Source organism: Maribacter algae (assembly GCF_047345745.1).
Lineage (GTDB): Bacteria > Bacteroidota > Bacteroidia > Flavobacteriales > Flavobacteriaceae > Maribacter.
The window spans coordinates 412,719-429,338 of sequence record NZ_JBLFES010000003.1 but is presented as its reverse complement, the minus strand read 5'-3'; the positions used below and the strand labels follow the sequence as shown (position 1 = coordinate 429,338).

13 protein-coding genes are annotated in these 16,620 nt (G+C 38.9%); 6 read left to right on the top strand and 7 right to left on the bottom strand.

What is annotated here, in order from left to right:
- Positions 1 to 77 precede the first annotated feature (77 nt).
- Positions 78 to 2,324, top strand: coding sequence for a catalase/peroxidase HPI (katG, locus tag ACKWBX_RS13470; RefSeq protein ID WP_413969224.1), 2,247 nt, complete (start codon positions 78 to 80; stop codon positions 2,322 to 2,324).
- 75 nt (positions 2,325 to 2,399) lie between these two features.
- Here the strand turns inward: katG and ACKWBX_RS13465 are convergent, their stop codons facing one another.
- The gene (locus ACKWBX_RS13465) at positions 2,400 to 4,448 is read right to left on the bottom strand and encodes a TonB-dependent receptor family protein (protein ID WP_413969223.1); all 2,049 of its coding nucleotides are present in this window, start codon (positions 4,446 to 4,448) and stop codon (positions 2,400 to 2,402) included.
- 50 nt (positions 4,449 to 4,498) lie between these two features.
- Here ACKWBX_RS13465 and ACKWBX_RS13460 point away from each other — a divergent pair, with 50 nt between their 5' ends.
- Together ACKWBX_RS13460 and ACKWBX_RS13455 are read left to right on the top strand one after the other, a co-directional pair.
- Complete coding sequence (locus ACKWBX_RS13460; RefSeq protein ID WP_413969222.1) at positions 4,499 to 5,263, top strand: exodeoxyribonuclease III; 765 nt, start codon at positions 4,499 to 4,501, stop codon at positions 5,261 to 5,263.
- A gap of 49 nt (positions 5,264 to 5,312) precedes the next feature.
- The gene (locus tag ACKWBX_RS13455; protein WP_413969221.1) at positions 5,313 to 6,353 is read left to right on the top strand and encodes an aldo/keto reductase; all 1,041 of its coding nucleotides are present in this window, start codon (positions 5,313 to 5,315) and stop codon (positions 6,351 to 6,353) included.
- A 100-nt stretch (positions 6,354 to 6,453) separates the two neighbouring features.
- On the opposite strand, the gene radA is transcribed toward ACKWBX_RS13455, so the two are convergent.
- The 6 genes from radA to panC all read right to left on the bottom strand — a co-directional run bounded on the left by radA (position 6,454) and on the right by panC (position 11,635).
- Positions 6,454 to 7,815, bottom strand: coding sequence for a DNA repair protein RadA (radA, locus tag ACKWBX_RS13450; protein ID WP_413969220.1), 1,362 nt, complete (start codon positions 7,813 to 7,815; stop codon positions 6,454 to 6,456).
- Positions 7,816 to 7,993: 178 nt separating this feature from the next.
- On the bottom strand, positions 7,994 to 8,176 hold the full coding sequence (locus ACKWBX_RS13445; RefSeq protein ID WP_413969219.1) for a hypothetical protein: 183 nt from the start codon (positions 8,174 to 8,176) through the stop codon (positions 7,994 to 7,996).
- A gap of 61 nt (positions 8,177 to 8,237) precedes the next feature.
- Positions 8,238 to 9,380 (bottom strand): alpha/beta hydrolase, encoded by a 1,143-nt coding sequence (locus ACKWBX_RS13440; protein ID WP_413969218.1) that lies wholly within the window; start codon positions 9,378 to 9,380, stop codon positions 8,238 to 8,240.
- Positions 9,381 to 9,410: 30 nt separating this feature from the next.
- A complete protein-coding gene (locus tag ACKWBX_RS13435) occupies positions 9,411 to 10,376 on the bottom strand; it encodes a lysylphosphatidylglycerol synthase transmembrane domain-containing protein (protein ID WP_413969217.1) in 966 nt (321 codons plus the stop codon).
- A gap of 49 nt (positions 10,377 to 10,425) precedes the next feature.
- The gene (panD, locus tag ACKWBX_RS13430) at positions 10,426 to 10,776 is read right to left on the bottom strand and encodes an aspartate 1-decarboxylase (protein ID WP_413969216.1); all 351 of its coding nucleotides are present in this window, start codon (positions 10,774 to 10,776) and stop codon (positions 10,426 to 10,428) included.
- Positions 10,777 to 10,789: 13 nt separating this feature from the next.
- On the bottom strand, positions 10,790 to 11,635 hold the full coding sequence (gene panC, locus ACKWBX_RS13425) for a pantoate--beta-alanine ligase (protein WP_413969215.1): 846 nt from the start codon (positions 11,633 to 11,635) through the stop codon (positions 10,790 to 10,792).
- A gap of 104 nt (positions 11,636 to 11,739) precedes the next feature.
- Between panC and ACKWBX_RS13420 the strand changes: the two genes are divergently transcribed.
- From ACKWBX_RS13420 to glmS, 3 genes are all read left to right on the top strand, one after another.
- Complete coding sequence (locus tag ACKWBX_RS13420; protein ID WP_413969214.1) at positions 11,740 to 12,549, top strand: glycogen/starch synthase; 810 nt, start codon at positions 11,740 to 11,742, stop codon at positions 12,547 to 12,549.
- Between the two features lie 5 nt (positions 12,550 to 12,554).
- A complete protein-coding gene (locus ACKWBX_RS13415; protein ID WP_413969213.1) occupies positions 12,555 to 14,447 on the top strand; it encodes a DUF4270 domain-containing protein in 1,893 nt (630 codons plus the stop codon).
- 164 nt (positions 14,448 to 14,611) lie between these two features.
- Positions 14,612 to 16,456 (top strand): glutamine--fructose-6-phosphate transaminase (isomerizing), encoded by a 1,845-nt coding sequence (glmS, locus tag ACKWBX_RS13410; RefSeq protein ID WP_413969212.1) that lies wholly within the window; start codon positions 14,612 to 14,614, stop codon positions 16,454 to 16,456.
- The last annotated feature ends 164 nt before the right edge of the window (positions 16,457 to 16,620 follow it).

The window sequence follows — 16,620 nt, the reverse complement described above, 5'->3', positions numbered from 1 at the left end:
CAAAAAAATAAGATTGTTTCTAATTTTCAGAATCATCGCTGTACTTTTAGATAATTCAAAACCTAAAAAATAATAACATGGACAATAAAAACAATAACCCGCACGGGGAAGCTTGGGACATAAACGATTCCAGCAAATGCCCGTATTTGGGAGGGGAACTAAAACAGACCGCCGGTGGTGGAACTACAAATCAAGATTGGTGGCCCAACCAGTTAAGGTTAAACGTACTTCGTCAGAATTCTGAGTTGAGCAATCCAATGGATGAGGACTTTAATTATGCAGAAGAGTTTAAATCCTTGGATTTGGCAGCAGTAAAAAAAGATATAATAGAGGTTTTGACTACTTCTCAAGATTGGTGGCCGGCAGATTATGGACACTACGGGCCTTTTATGATTCGTATGGCATGGCATAGTGCGGGTACGTATCGTATAGGCGATGGTCGCGGAGGAGCGGGCTCGGGATCTCAAAGATTTGCACCTTTGAACAGTTGGCCGGATAATGGAAACCTGGATAAGGCGAGATTATTGCTATGGCCCATCAAGAAAAAATATGGCAAAAAACTGTCTTGGGCAGATTTAATGATTTTGACCGGAAATTGTGCACTGGAATCCATGGGCTTTAAAACCTTTGGTTTTGCTGGAGGCCGAGAGGATATTTGGCAACCCGAAGAAGATATTTACTGGGGTTCCGAAACGGAATGGATGGGTAATGAAGAGCGTTTCTCCGAAGGGGAGTACGTATTGGAAGCAAACCTTGGTGCTTCACACATGGGGCTTATTTATGTAAATCCGGAAGGACCAAATGGGATCTCTAATCCCTTGGGAACAGCAAAATTAATGAAAGAAACTTTTGGTCGTATGGCGATGAACGATGAAGAAACCGTGGCTCTGACCATTGGGGGCCATACTTTCGGAAAGGCACATGGTGCTGCAAATCCTGATGAATATGTAGGTGCCGAACCAGCTGGTGCCAGTATTATAGAGCAAAGCATGGGATGGAAAAATAACTACCAAACGGGTGTGTTGGATGATACAATTACAAGCGGTATTGAAGGGGCATGGACGCCAAACCCTACGCAATGGGATCACGATTATTTAAAAGTATTGTTAGGATATGACTGGGAGCCCACAAAAAGCCCAGGGGGAGCTAACCAATGGAGACCCACGGCAGCATCAGCAGCAAAACAGGCTCCTCGAGCAGGTGATGCATCCCAAACACAGGAATTGATGATGACAGATGCGGATATGGCCTTAAAGATGGATCCGGAATATCTTAAGATTTCAAAAAGATTTCATGAAAATCCTGAGGAACTTGAAGATGCCTTTGCACGTGCTTGGTTCAAATTAACGCATAGGGATATGGGTCCCAAGGCATTATATCTAGGTCCGGAAGTACCTGAAGAAGACCTTATATGGCAAGACCCAATACCAAAGGTTGACCATGAGCTGGTAAACGATGCCGATATTGCTGAGCTTAAAAAGAGACTTTTAGCTTCTGGGTTATCTGTTTCTCAATTGGTTTCTACGGCTTGGGCATCAGCGTCCACTTTCCGTGGCTCGGATAAAAGAGGTGGTGCTAATGGTGCACGTATTCGTTTGGAACCTCAGAAAAACTGGGAAGTCAATAATCCGGCCGAGCTATCTAAAATTCTATCCGTTTTGGAAGGAATTCAGAAAGAGTTCAATGATGCACAATCCGGCAACAAGAAAGTTTCTTTGGCAGATTTGATTGTACTTGGGGGCAGTGCAGGTATTGAAGAGGCAGCTAGAAATGCGGGACACGATATTGAAGTGCCTTTCACTGTGGGAAGAACGGATGCCTCTCAAGAGCAGACAGATGCTTATTCCTTTGAAGCACTTGAACCAAGGGCAGATGGTTTTAGAAACTACAAAAACCCTGATTTTAAGGCTTCCGCAGAAGCTTTGCTGGTAGACCGTGCCCAATTAATGACCTTGACTGCACCAGAAATGACGGTTTTAATTGGTGGTATGCGTGCGTTGAATACAAATTACGATGGCTCTACTCATGGTGTCATGACTGACCGTCCGGGCGTGTTGACAAATGATTTCTTTGTAAATCTTCTGGATTTAAGCGTAAAATGGGAAGATACCTCTAATGATGAAACCATTTTTGCAGGTCGCGATCGCAAGACGGGTTCGGTTAAGTGGACGGGAACTCGTGCAGATCTTATTTTCGGTTCCAATACGGAGTTAAGGGCTTATGCCGAGGTTTACGGTTGTGAAGATTCAGAAGAAAAGTTCATTAAGGATTTTGTATCCACTTGGACAAAAGTGATGAATCTAGATCGTTTCGATTTAGCCTGATAAGCAAATTATATTGCTATGAAAATGAAAACGCCCTGATGTAATCAGGGCGTTTTTTCGTTATATATGGCGATATTATAATACATATTGTATTCGTAGGCCACAGTAGTAATTTCTTCCATTACCGGGATAAAAATACCTTGGTGCCCTTCCACCAAAACTGGAAGCGTTTATGAGAACGGACTGTGCATAGTTGATGTCGAATATATTGTTGATTCCGAAGTTGAGCCCCAAATTAAAATCTGAAAATAATATGGTTTGATATTTCGCTTGCATATTGAAAACATTAAAAGAATCACTACTTAGCGAATTAGCATCGGTCAATGGAATTTCATCTACAAATTGATGCACCAAGTTCAATTGTAATTTTTTGGAAAGAATATTTAACCCGGATTGTATACGGTGTTTTGGAACCCCGGTTAAAGGATTTCCTGAAAAATTATCCTCTCCATCAATAAAATCAATAAAACTATGGTCGCTTAAGGTATAATTCAAATAAGGTATAACAGTTATTTTTTTGGAAACTTGGAGGTTGGAATTTACTTCTAACTCAAACCCCTGATGCCGTGTTTGACCGGCATTTCTTCCAACAAATTGATCGTCACCAATACGCTGGGCAACCAATAGATCTTTAATGTTCATGCGATAAACAATGGCGTTTACGCTGAGTTTGTTTTTAAAAAAGGAAAAATCACTCCCCAATTCATAATTTATTCCTTTTTCTTGAGCTATCTCCGGATTAATGACACCATCAGGAGTCAGGGTTTCTTCTAAACCGGGGTTGGAAAAACCATGACTTATATTGGCATAAAGCGTTGTATTTATGGTTTGGTGACGAATGCCCAAACTGGGCAAAAGAATGGCATCAAAATTTCGCGCTGCGGAAGTATTGTTTTCGTTATTGAATAAATCCCTAAAATCATAATCTGTCTTATTTAAATTTAAGCCACCCTGTATTGAAAGATTGTTGTTCAGGGGATAGGTTAATGTTCCAAACAGATTGAGTTGATTTCTGAATTCTTTGTTTTTGCTTAATCTATCACCAAGTAAACTTCCGTTTCCGTTATTGTCGGCAAAGTTGTTTTGAAAAGTTCCCCAATGATATTCGTCCTTGTACAGCTCTGCACCAAAAACAAATTTGGACTTTTTTAGATTTCCTTCAAATTGTGTCCTAAAGCCATAACCGTTGGTAAATTCATCTAAAATATTAAAGGGGCGTGGCTCATAATGGTCCAAATAAGAATAGAACAAGCTTGTGGAATTTTTTATGGAAGGGCCTAATTTTTGTTCCAATGACAATCCTGTCAAAGTATATTTATTGTCTTCAAAACCTTGGGCCGCGAGCCAATTACCGGCCGCTCTTGTTGGGTCTTCCTCAAAATCGGTTTGGTTAAGGGAACTTGGAATTTGTGCATTGTAATCTATATGGTTGAGAACAAGACCCAGTGTAGTGCTAGGTCCTAGAAAGGCTTCGCTTGTTAATAATATTCCATTCCTCTTAAAACGATTGTTTTGACGAAATCCATCAGTTTCCAAGTGATTGTAATTTAAGTTGAGATTGAATTTTTCATCCGAATGGCGAAAGGATAAATTGTTTTTCAACATATTATAAGATCCCACACTGAAGTTATTGGACAACTTAGTTTCTACAATACTATTTTTCGAGGTATTCAGAAGAATGGCCCCTCCCAAATTGGTTCCGTAAGCTGTTGCCTTAGGTCCTTTAATGACTTCTATACTGCCTAGATTTTCAAGGTCAAAAGCTTCAATAGTTGAAAACCCGGTGCCATTGGTAACAGGAATTCCGTTAAAATATAATCGCAATTTATCGGTGCCAAAAGGAGTTCTTGCACCAACCCCGCGTATGGTAATTCTATTTGTGTTTAGTGCCCCTGAAAGAAGATACACCCCCGCTACTTGGTTTAAGGTAGTGGCAAAATCAATGGGGCTATTGGTTCTTATTTGTGCAGGCTGTAAAATAGAAGAAGCCGTAATGCCTAAAATCTCAGAGGATGTGAAAGTATCCAAAAGTATGACTTCATCCAGCTTAGTGATGGAATCGTTTTGGCCATAAAAAAAAGAAAAAAAAAGACAGCAAAAGAGAAGCGAAAAAACTTGTTTCATTAAAATGGGATAAGCCCTAAAAATAGCTATTTTTAGGCAAAATTGTATGAATGAAAATAATATCCTATAACGTAAACGGAATCCGTGCGGCACTTAAAAAAGGTTTTATGGAATGGTTGCGATCCGTAAATCCTGATGTGGTTTGTTTACAGGAAATTAAAGCCAGTCGGGAGCAGTTGGATTTATCTCTTTTTGAGGCTGCAGGTTATGGATATAATTATTGGTACAGTGCTCAAAAAAAAGGATATAGTGGGGTTGCCATATTGAGCAAAACCAAGCCAGATCATATAGAATATGGAACTGGGATAGACTATATGGATTTTGAAGGTAGGAATATAAGGGCCGATTTTGGGGATGTTTCCGTGATGAGCATGTATTTGCCATCCGGGACCAATATGGACCGTTTGGATTTTAAACTTACCTACATGGCAGATTTTCAAAAGTATGCAGATGAGCTTAGGAAAACGAACCCAAATCTGATAGTGCTTGGAGATTATAATATTTGTCATGAAGCTATTGACATCCACAATCCGGTAGGGCTTAAGAATGTATCCGGTTTTTTACCAGTGGAAAGGGAATGGATCGGAAATTTCATAAAGAGTGGTTTTATAGATAGTTTCCGCCATTTTAATAAGGAACCTGATTATTATACATGGTGGAGTTACCGGGCAAATGCAAGAAACAACAACAAAGGTTGGCGGCTGGATTATGGAATGGTGAACGAATCCCTAAAAGATAGGTTAAAGCGTTCCGTCATTTTGTCCGAAGCAAAACATAGTGATCACTGCCCAATATTGGTGGAGATTACAGATTAACCCTGTTAATTTTGTATTTTTGCAAGCTTAAAATTCAAATCGATCAGCAATGAAATATACCAAGTTGCCCCATACGGATATTGAAGTAAGTAAAATTTGCCTAGGCACAATGACTTGGGGAAATCAAAATACGGAAGCAGAGGGCCACGAGCAGATGGATTACGCTTTGGAACAAGGAATCAATTTCTTTGATACGGCAGAGTTATATCCCATACCGGCACATCCTGATAGAAAATCCGATACGGAAAAAATCATAGGCACTTGGTTTAAGAAAACAGGTAATAGGGACAAAGTTGTGTTGGCCAGTAAAATTGCCGGGAAGGCCGAGTTCACAAAATTTATAAGAACAACAGGTTTTCAAAGGGAATCTATCATAGAAGCGGTAGAAGGCAGCTTGCAGCGTTTGCAAACGGATTACATAGATTTGTATCAACTTCACTGGCCTGAGCGAAACACCAATTTTTTTGGAAAGAGAGGTTATAAAGTCGATATCACGGACCATTGGGAAGATAATTTTCACCAAGTCTTGGAAACACTCAGGGATTTGGTCAGAGAAGGCAAGATAAGACATATTGGTATTTCTAATGAAACCCCTTGGGGTACAATGCGGTATCTGGAAGAAAGTAAGGTCCATGCTACTTTGCCTAGAGCGATTACGGTACAAAACCCTTACAGCCTATTGAACCGTATTTTTGAAATTGGGATGTCCGAAATTTCTATGCGAGAGCAAATAGGACTTTTGGCCTATTCACCATTGGGATTTGGCGTTTTAAGTGGAAAATATCTGGGGGACAGAATGCCAGAAGGCTCACGACTGGCTTTATTCCCCAATTACAATCGATATATAAAACCGGAGGCTATAAAGGCTACGCAAAAATATTATGAATTGGCACAGGCCAACGATCTGTCATTGGCGCAGATGTCATTGGCATTTGTAAATTCAAGACCTTTTTTGACAAGCAATATTATTGGAGCTACGACCATGAAGCAACTAAAAGAAAATATTGCTAGCATTAATATGGAGCTTTCCGACGAAATTTTGGAGCAGATCGATGCCATCCATGAAGAAATTCCAAACCCTGCACCTTGATGAGTTTGGTTTTTCTAAAGATAGGCTTTTGGCAAATAGTACTTATCGTTGCCGTGGTAATCATCTTTATGGTAATAGCGAGAATTATGCGAGATAAGCGTTAACCGAACAAGTTGCTCACCACATCTTCAATCTTGGAGGCCAATTGTATTTTGATTTTGGTATTCTTTAATCCTATTTTGTTGTTCTTGGATACAATTATTGAGGTGTAACCCAATTTTTCGGCTTCAATGATACGCTGTTCAATACGTTGTACCGGACGTATTTCGCCGGCAAGTCCAACTTCCGCGGCAAAACAGACCCCTTTTTCAATAGGAATATCTTCATTGCTTGACAAAATTGCGGCAATGACCGCTAAATCTATCGCAGGATCATCTACCGAAATACCTCCAGTAATATTCAGGAAAACGTCTTTGGCCCCTAATTTAAAACCAGCCCTTTTTTCCAGAACGGCCAATAACATATTTAAGCGTTTGGCATTATAACCTGTTGCAGAACGTTGCGGCGTACCATAGACCGCGGTACTGACCAACGCTTGGATTTCAATCAATAAAGGCCTCATGCCCTCTACGGTAGAGGCAATTGCCGTTCCGCTAAGTCCACCATCGTTTTTGGAAATAAGTATTTCGGACGGATTGTTTACTTCTCTTAAACCACTGCCATGCATTTCATAAATACCAAGTTCTGCCGTAGAGCCAAACCTATTTTTTAAGGAACGTAAAATGCGATATACATAATTACGGTCGCCCTCAAACTGGAGAACGGTATCTACCATATGTTCCAATATTTTTGGTCCGGCAATAGACCCGTCTTTGGTAATATGACCTATCAAGATAACAGGAGTATTGGTTTCTTTTGCGAATTTGATGAGTTCTGCGGTGCATTCGCGTATTTGTGAGATACTTCCTGCAGCAGATTCAATATAGTCCGAATGCAATGTCTGAATGGAATCTATGACCACAATGTCAGGTTCGGTAGCTTCAATCTGTTGGAATATATTTTGGGTTTTCGTCTCGGTAAGAATAAAACAAGTCTCGCTGTGGGGATGTATTCTATCCGCACGCATCTTAATTTGTTTCTGGCTTTCCTCACCGGAAACATAAAGGGTCTTGTAGGGTAGTTTTAAGGCGATCTGCAAAAGCAAGGTGCTTTTTCCGACACCAGGTTCACCGCCTAAAAGGACTAGGGCACCGGGTACCAAACCACCTCCTAGAACACGATTAAACTCCAAATCAAAGGTGTTTAGGCGTAGTTCTTTTTCTGTGCTGATTTCATTGACACGCAAGGGTTTCGAAACCTTTCTACTCGTATTGTTCTGCGTCTTCCAGTTACTTTTTTCCTCTTTTTGAACAACTTCTTCTACAACAGTATTCCATTCCTTACAAGCGGAACATTGTCCTACCCATTTGGCGTACTGTGTTCCACAATTTTGACAAAAAAAAGCTGTTTTCGTTTTGGCCATGCTTACCCTTTACCTTTTGGGATAAAGGTAACAAGAAGTTTAAAAAATAATCCAAATGTTTTGTGGACTATTGATCGTAACATCTTCTTTGGCTTCGCAGGCATTTTACACCATTATATAGAAAAAAGATGCGAAAAGCATAAAAGCTGAACCGAAAATTATTTATAAATCAATTGAATCATTCCGACCGATTATCGATTTTGGCTTTTTCTTTACTGATTTGTGAAAAGGCAAGAAAGAAAGAAGTCCAGGCCATAACTAGGGCAGAACCGCTATAGGCCAGAATAAATTCGCCTTTTAATCCATAATATGTAAATAATATACCGGAGCATATTAAAAACAATGATCTAGGTTTAATCATCATAAGTAGGTTTTTTTGGAATAACACGATTTGGGGTAGTGTTATGCCAGTTTAATAAAAATTAAAAGCCAAAATCGGCTTTGAGTGCATCCATTTTTTCTAGTGCCATTTCTTTGGTTAAAAAATCTATTTCTTCCATCTGGAAAGCCTTTTCAAAAGTCTTTAAAGCTTTTTTGGGCTCTCCTAATTGTTCTAGATATTCGGCCTCAAAATAAAAGCCGAGCATAGTCTCGGGATATTCTTTTTTGCATAAATCCGATAACGGTTTAAGCGATTCAAAATCTTCTTTCTTTCTGGAGGCGGCATAGATTGCCATGATATCATTTAGCTCAACCGGCTTGCTGAATCCAAAAACATCAACTATTCCTTGGTATTTATCGTCTAGATATTGAAAAACAGGTTCCTCCGAGGCCAAAATCTTTGTCTTATATTCTTTTGGACTTATAGGCTTGAACATACTAAAAATATTATCAAAAGCTTTTCCAAGGCCATAGGTGACTACTGAAATATGGTCCGCAGTCTTGTATTCGTCAAAAAAGTAATGCAAGGTCTCTTTGTCCAAAGCTTTGATTCCTCTGTCCAATGCCATGATTGCCGGAGTGTCCTTGCTTTGTTCTCCCTCTACAATTAGTTGATAAAATAGCTGCTTTTCAAAAACGGAAAGTCGGGAGGGTATTCTAGTCTCCATTTCTGGGGCCAAAGTTGGCGAAATATTTACATAAGCACTAAAAAGAGAATTGCCCTTAAAGAGCCAATAGTTTTGAAAATTTGCAGTAATATCATACCCCACGATCATTTTGAAGGGTGCGGTACTAAAATTCAAATCCAAATAAGGGATGAGCTCCATCCCTATAAATTCAAAGAATTTTTCACCTTTTTCCGAGGGAAGCCCGTTTTCGTCATTGAAGGCGCAATCCTCATATCGCAAATCATTTTTACTTTGATTGATACCGACGATGATGCTTTGCGGCATGCCATGAAACCTACTGTAGAGTTTGGATGTTGCCACCACTTGGTCAAACAGGTACTCGGCATCCAAAACAATAATCAAAGGATATTTTTTGGTGTCATCCAGATTTTCGGGAAAATAATACTGAACGTCTCGCCTTTCCTGAAGTTTGAAGGATTCAAAGATTTCTTGTTTTACCTGAGCCGTAGCCATTGTGCCCAAGCTCAAAAATAAAATAAGCACAATTCTTTTCATGTACGACTATTGGTTGATAGTGTAAGAATACTATCGATTTCTGTTCAATAACGGTAATAATAGGAAAGATATTGCACCAAAAACCACATTCATAAGGGTTTGTGCAATCCACATGATCCATCCGAAGGCATCTCCGGAGACACTACTGATACCAAAAAGTGCCAAGGCTTTGCTAACCAAAATGGGAAATAAGCCTACGCCACCGTTTGTAGTGGCCATGGCAAACGCCCCGAATACAAAGGCTACCATGACTTCACTTAATGAAAGAGCAACGGTTTCCGGAACGGTAAATTTAATGACCCACATCATACCGATGTAGCAAATCCAAATGAACAGTGTATGGAAAACAAAGGCCCATTTTCTTTTCATTTTAAAAATGCTGAAAACACCGTCCATTAGCCCGGTTACAAAGACTTTTATTTTCTGTGTTATTTTGGACTTTGACTTTTTGATAAAAAGGAAAAAGATAACGAATCCAAAGATGCCTGCTCCAAGCAATAAGAAGATGCCGTTTAAATTTAATCCGCGTTGCTGGAAAAAATCAATGATAATATCGGTTTGAAGTAAAAGTGTAATAATAACGACGACCAAAAGCATGAATACGTCTACTACTCGCTCCGTTACTATGGTACCAAAACCCTTTTCAAAAGGTACACCTTCATACGTAGTAAGTGCCGTTGCCCTTAAAATCTCTCCAGTTCTTGGAACACCAAGGTTGGCCAAATAGGCCATAAATATCATTAATATGTTATTGATCAACTTGGGTTTATATCCCAAGGGTTCCAATAAATAATTCCAACGAATGGCCCTGGAAATATGGCCCAGTAGCCCAAGGATAAGGGAAAGGATAATCCAAAAAACATCGGCTTCTTTAATGTAAAAGAGAATTTTTTCCCTATCCGCCGCCGCTGTATTATTATACCAGTAGACGACCAAAAAAATTCCAATAGCAATCGGAAGAATTGTTTTTAGGGTTTTTTTTAGGGAATTGGTCAAAATCTACGTTGCTATTTTAATTCGAATTTAACCAAGTTCTTGTTTTTAACTAGGATAATAAGTTGTTTTCCTCGTTAGGGAATACCAAAGAAGGATTGAAGGTCTTGGCATCCTCAATATCCATACGGCCATACGTGATCAATATTAAAACATCACCAACCGCCACTTTTCTGGATGCTGCTCCGTTTAAGGTAATTTCTCCACTGCCTCTTGGTCCGGGAATGGCATATGTTTCTAGACGCTCTCCGTTATTATTGTTCACGATTTGGACTTTTTCACCTCTGATGATATTGGCGGCGTCCATCAAATCTTCATCAATGGTAATACTGCCTATGTAGTTCAAGTCGGCCCCAGTAACTTTTACGCGATGAATCTTAGATTTTACTACTTCTATTTGCATGGTTCAAAATTAATCAATTCAGTGCTACATTGTCTATCAGCCGAATATCACCGGCGTAAACAGCGATAAAAGCCCTGTATTTTTTGTTGTTGCTTTTTCGCTTAACGGGTGTTAAAGATGTAACGTCGGTAATCTCAATATATTCCAAATTGAGTTTTTCATGGTTTTTAAACATCTTCCGTACCCATTTCTTTGTTTCCAAAGCACTTTTTGTGCCAAATTTTCTTTTGGCAGTTGTTAAGGTTTCATAAATAAAACCTGCCGTTAGTCGCAGATCCTTGGAAAGTCTTTCATTTCTTGAACTCATGGCCAATCCGTGTGGTTCCCGAACTATGGGACAGCCAATTATTTCTACGGGTATATTTTCTAAAACTGTCAGTTTTTGGATGATACGTAGTTGTTGAAAATCTTTCTCTCCAAAATAAGCCCTTGTAGGTTTTATAAGTTTCAATAATAATGCTACTATAGTGCCCACGCCGTTAAAATGATCTTCGCGGAACTCACCTTCCATGACCTTGTCCAACCCATCAAAATCATACTTCTTAAGGATAGGACCATCAGCATAGATCTCATTGATTTTTGGGGCAAAAACGATAATATCCTTAGATAAGGATTTGATCAGTTCCAAATCTGCCGATAACGTTTTTGGATACTTCTTAAGGTCTTCCTCATTGTTGAATTGGGTAGGGTTTACGAAAATACTCACAACCACGTGTTTATTCTCTAGGAACGCTTTTTTGATCAGTGAGGCATGTCCTTCATGTAAAGCACCCATGGTAGGAACCAACCCTAGATTGTTACTGGGCCAGATTTTATTTAATCTTTCTTCCAGTTCATTTTTTGTTTCAAAAACTAACATCCAATAGCTGTTTTAGGCGAGCAAACTTACTATAAATACGGCTAATCTCTTTATTTTTTGTAATTTTGCCGCTACGTTCAAGTGAAAAATAAAAAACAGCCTTTATGAATGGGAAAAAGATATTGTTTGTATCTTCAGAATTAGTTCCTTACCTACCCGAAAACGAAGTTTCCTTAATGTCATACGAGACGCCTAGAATGGTCAACAGCAATGGTGGCCAAATAAGGATTTTTATGCCCAGGTACGGTAATATTAATGAAAGGAGGCATCAATTACATGAGGTAATCCGTCTATCGGGTATGAATTTGGTAATCAATGATATGGACATGCCCTTGATTATCAAGGTAGCTTCTATACCAAGGGAAAGAATTCAGGTCTACTTTATAGACAATGAGGAATATTTTAAGCGTAAGGCTACGTTTACGGACAAGGAAGGCAATCTGTTTCCTGACAATGACCAACGTGCAATTTTCTTTGCAAAAGGTGTAATGGAAACCGTTAAAAAATTAAACTGGTCTCCGGATATCATCCATGTACATGGGTGGATGGCCAGCTTATTGCCACTTTATCTTAAAAAATATTACGCGGACGAACCTCTTTTTGCCGATAGTAAAATAGTACTTTCCGTATATGGAAAAACGTTTGATGGTGCCCTTGATCAAGATATGCTAAAACGAATTGCTTTTGATGGTATTCCTGAAGAAGAGATAGCATCTCTGGGAGAGCCTACGTATAATAATTTGTTAAAGGTTGCCGTAGATTTTTCAGATGCCGTTATTTTAGCATCGGAAGAAATTCCAGAGGAATTGAACACACACATTGCCAACCAAGAAAAACCGGTGTTGCCTTATGTTTCTGTCCAAGAATTTGAAGAAGCGTATGCTGACTTTTATAACACGAAAGTTTTAAAATAATCTGAATGAATTTTAATACAGAGTTCTCTATTCCCAAATTTTTGGGTATGGTTTTGGTTGTACTACTTTTTGTTTCTTGCGAAGAAGATTTAACGGATATTGGATCTGGCGTGGTAGGTTCTGAACCTTTTGAAACAGGTAAAGAAGTATTCAATGTATTTGCTTTTAATAAAAATATTGAAGCGGTAAGAACCAATGGATTGCCAATTTATCAGCTGGGAAGTTTTAACGATCCCGTTTTTGGAAGAACACAAGCCAGTATTACGGCACAAGTAAACTTCATGGTTACTGCCAACAGCAGTGAAGCCAACCCAACATTTGGAATACTAACACAGGACGTTGAGGAAAATCCTGATCCCGAAAATCAAAATCAAATTCAGGAAAATGAAACGGTTCAAGAGGTATTTTTGTACATTCCCTATTTAAATAATAGTATAGATACGGATAGGGACGGGGTTGTGGATAGCGAGGATGCCGATCCAAACGATCCCAATAGTGATAGTGATAATGACGGTGTTACTGATATACAGGAAAGTATCAATAATACCGATCCTTTAGAGGTGGATACGGATAATGACGGTATAAATGATGATGTTGACGAAGAAACCTTTGGAGATCGTTTTGCCATTGAACGAGATTTAGATAGTATCTATATCAGAGGAAGACGGTATGATGAGGTAAAGGATGATGCAGCGTTTTCAAAGATTTTTAATCTAAAAGTGGAACGTTCTACTTTTTTCTTGAGGGATTTGGACCCGAATACAAATTTCCAGGAGTCCCAAGAATACTTTTCTTCACAGGAATTTTCCCCAACCTTTACCGATGAGGTATTGTTTGACGGGGAAGTCACTATTAGCAATAAAGAAATACTTTTTGTTGTGGAAGATGATGACCCTGATACGGAAGATGTGAATGAGGAGGGAACGATATCTTCCACATTGCCGCCTGGTATACGAGTGCCATTAAATAACGATTTTTTTCAACAAAATATCTTGGATAAGGAAGGATCTTCAGAGCTTTTGTCCAATGCAAATTTAAGGGAATTCTTTAGAGGGCTGCATTTGTCCATTGATACTGATGTGCTGTTATTGCTAAATATTTCGCAAGCGGAAATAGATATTGTCTACAATCATGATAGTTTTAGTAATGGAGGCACTACTGATGACACCAGTGATGACGGTATAGTAAAATTGGAGAAGACTTTTAAATTGCAACTACTACAAGCGGGGGGCAATGCTGTTAATACTTTTGTAAACGAAGATTATCCTACCAATATTCAAGAGGAACTGGATAATGAAACCAATGCATCTCGCATTTATGTGAAGGGAGGCGCAGGGGTTACGACCCAAATAAATCTTTTTGAGGCCGAAGAAGGTGCAGAAAATATAATTGAGGAACTTAGGGCTAAAAATAGGGTGATCAATGAGGCCAATTTGGTTTTTTATATAGACAGGGAGCAACTTGATAATGCGGGCGCTATAACCGAGCCACCGCGTCTTTATCTCTATAATGCTGATACTAATACGGAGCTTATAAACAGATTTACCGAGCAGAATAATGAATCGCAGGGTCTTTTTGGAACATTTCTCAATTATGACGGAATAATTGAAAAGGATACCGATGGGAAAGGCATAAAATATTCGATTAAGATTACAGACCATATAAATAATATTTTGGTCCGAGATGCGGATAATGTCCCTTTGGGACTAACACTGACCACTGATATTTTGAACAACTCTTTTGCAAATGCAATGCTAGTAGAAGCAGAAAAGGATTTACCAGTTACATCCACTTTAACGCCTCTGGGCACCGTACTTTATGGTCCAAATATTCCTTTGGATAACCCCGATTTTGATAAAAGATTGAAATTAGAAATCTTTTTTACTGAAATCGACTAGTTTTTAGTTTGACCAAAACCAAAATTTACCATTTACAAAGGTTTTTTTACCAGATACATATCACTTCATAGAATTTACACGTTTAATAGCTAAGAAACTCGCTTTTAAAAGGGTATTGAATTATTTTTGCGTAAGAATTTTATTAAATCATAAAATATTAAATCATGTGTGGAATTGTAGGATATATTGGTCATAGAGAAGCTTTTCCGGTGATTATCAAAGGACTTCAAAGATTGGAATATCGTGGTTACGATAGTGCAGGAATTGCATTATACGATGGCTCACAAATAAATCTTACTAAGACCAAGGGCAAGGTAGAGGATTTAAGAAATAAGGCAAAAGGAGTATCACAAGCAGGAACTTTGGGGATAGGTCATACAAGATGGGCTACCCATGGGGTTCCTAATGATGTTAATTCTCACCCTCATTATTCCAACTCCGGTGATTTGGTAATTATTCATAATGGAATCATTGAAAATTATGAATCCATAAAGAAGGAGTTGACCAAAAGGGGATACACTTTTACTTCCGATACGGATACCGAAGTCTTGGTCAACCTTATTGAGGAAGTTAAAAAAACGGAAGATGTAAAGTTGGGACAAGCTGTCCAAATAGCTTTAAATCAAGTCGTAGGAGCCTATGCCATTGCAGTGTTCGATAAAAAAAAGCCGGATGAAATCGTAGTAGCGAAATTAGGAAGTCCGTTAGCTATTGGAATTGGGGAAGATGAATTTTTTATTGCTTCGGATGCTTCGCCATTTATTGAGTTTACCAACAACGCCGTCTATTTGGAGGATGAAGAAATGGCGATCATCAGATTGGGTAAAGAGATAAAACTGAGAAAGATTAAGGACGATGCAGTAGCATATCCCAGAATATTGGAACTCCAAATGAACTTGGAGGAAATAGAGAAAGGAGGCTACGACCATTTTATGCTCAAAGAAATTTATGAGCAACCTAGGGCAATAAAGGATACCTATAGAGGAAGGTTACTTGCCGAGCAAGGCCTGATCCGTATGGCGGGAATTGACCAAAACTTGGAAAAGTTCCTTAACGCGAATAGAATCATCATCGTAGCTTGCGGCACGTCTTGGCACGCTGGCTTAGTAGCGGAATATATTTTTGAAGATTTGGCCAGAATTCCTGTGGAAGTAGAGTATGCTTCTGAATTCAGGTATAGAAATCCCGTAATTACCGATAAAGATGTACTGATTGCCATCTCTCAATCCGGTGAGACGGCAGATACGTTGGCGGCCATTAAATTGGCAAAGGAAAAAGGAGCTTTCGTTTTTGGAGTTTGTAATGTAGTAGGCTCTTCCATTGCTCGTGAAACCCATGCCGGAGCCTATACTCATGCAGGTCCGGAAATTGGAGTGGCCTCCACAAAGGCGTTTACTACGCAAATTACGGTATTGACCTTAATTGCTTTGAAACTGGCAAAGGAAAAAGGTGTTTTCTCTCAAACACAGTTTCATGAATATTTAACAGAATTGGAAAATATTCCAAATAAGGTAGAAAAAGCACTGGAATCCAATCCATTGATTGAGATTATATCGGATGTTTACAAAGATTCTACGAACTGCCTATATCTGGGAAGAGGGTATAATTTCCCAGTAGCACTGGAAGGGGCTTTAAAGCTTAAAGAGATCAGTTACATCCATGCGGAAGGGTATCCTGCAGCTGAAATGAAACACGGCCCTATTGCTCTAATAGATGAACAAATGCCCGTTTTTGTTATAGCGACAAAGAAAGGCCATTACGAAAAAGTAGTAAGTAACGTTCAGGAAATAAAATCCAGAAAAGGTAAAATCATAGCGATTGTCACGGAAGGCGATGAGCAGGTCACCGAAATCGCAGATCATGTAATCGAAGTACCGGAAACCTTGGAAAGTCTTTCGCCTTTGTTGACGACAATCCCACTACAATTATTGTCGTACCATATAGCGGTAATGCGTGGTTGTAATGTAGATCAACCCCGTAATTTGGCAAAATCCGTAACGGTAGAGTAAATAAACAAAACCCATTATATTAACATAAAAAGAGGCGCATTGATCAATGCGCCTCTTTTGTTTTTTATGAATTTACCGATTTTCAACCTCCTATTTTATTAAAATAATACTATGCATGCATAATTTTTTTCATTTTCTTACTTTTGAGATTAAATAATCTGTAT

What these genes read in the sequence shown, in the direction of transcription:
- katG (WP_413969224.1), top strand. Translation starts at nt 78, where the DNA reads ATGGACAATAAAAACAATAACCCGCACGGGGAAGCTTGGGACATAAAC.
- ACKWBX_RS13465 (WP_413969223.1), bottom strand. Translation starts at nt 4,448, where the DNA reads ATGAAACAAGTTTTTTCGCTTCTCTTTTGCTGTCTTTTTTTTTCTTTT.
- ACKWBX_RS13460 (WP_413969222.1), top strand. Translation starts at nt 4,499, where the DNA reads ATGAAAATAATATCCTATAACGTAAACGGAATCCGTGCGGCACTTAAA.
- ACKWBX_RS13455 (WP_413969221.1), top strand. Translation starts at nt 5,313, where the DNA reads ATGAAATATACCAAGTTGCCCCATACGGATATTGAAGTAAGTAAAATT.
- radA (WP_413969220.1), bottom strand. Translation starts at nt 7,815, where the DNA reads ATGGCCAAAACGAAAACAGCTTTTTTTTGTCAAAATTGTGGAACACAG.
- ACKWBX_RS13445 (WP_413969219.1), bottom strand. Translation starts at nt 8,176, where the DNA reads ATGATTAAACCTAGATCATTGTTTTTAATATGCTCCGGTATATTATTT.
- ACKWBX_RS13440 (WP_413969218.1), bottom strand. Translation starts at nt 9,380, where the DNA reads ATGAAAAGAATTGTGCTTATTTTATTTTTGAGCTTGGGCACAATGGCT.
- panD (WP_413969216.1), bottom strand. Translation starts at nt 10,776, where the DNA reads ATGCAAATAGAAGTAGTAAAATCTAAGATTCATCGCGTAAAAGTTACT.
- panC (WP_413969215.1), bottom strand. Translation starts at nt 11,635, where the DNA reads ATGTTAGTTTTTGAAACAAAAAATGAACTGGAAGAAAGATTAAATAAA.
- ACKWBX_RS13420 (WP_413969214.1), top strand. Translation starts at nt 11,740, where the DNA reads ATGAATGGGAAAAAGATATTGTTTGTATCTTCAGAATTAGTTCCTTAC.
- ACKWBX_RS13415 (WP_413969213.1), top strand. Translation starts at nt 12,555, where the DNA reads ATGAATTTTAATACAGAGTTCTCTATTCCCAAATTTTTGGGTATGGTT.
- glmS (WP_413969212.1), top strand. Translation starts at nt 14,612, where the DNA reads ATGTGTGGAATTGTAGGATATATTGGTCATAGAGAAGCTTTTCCGGTG.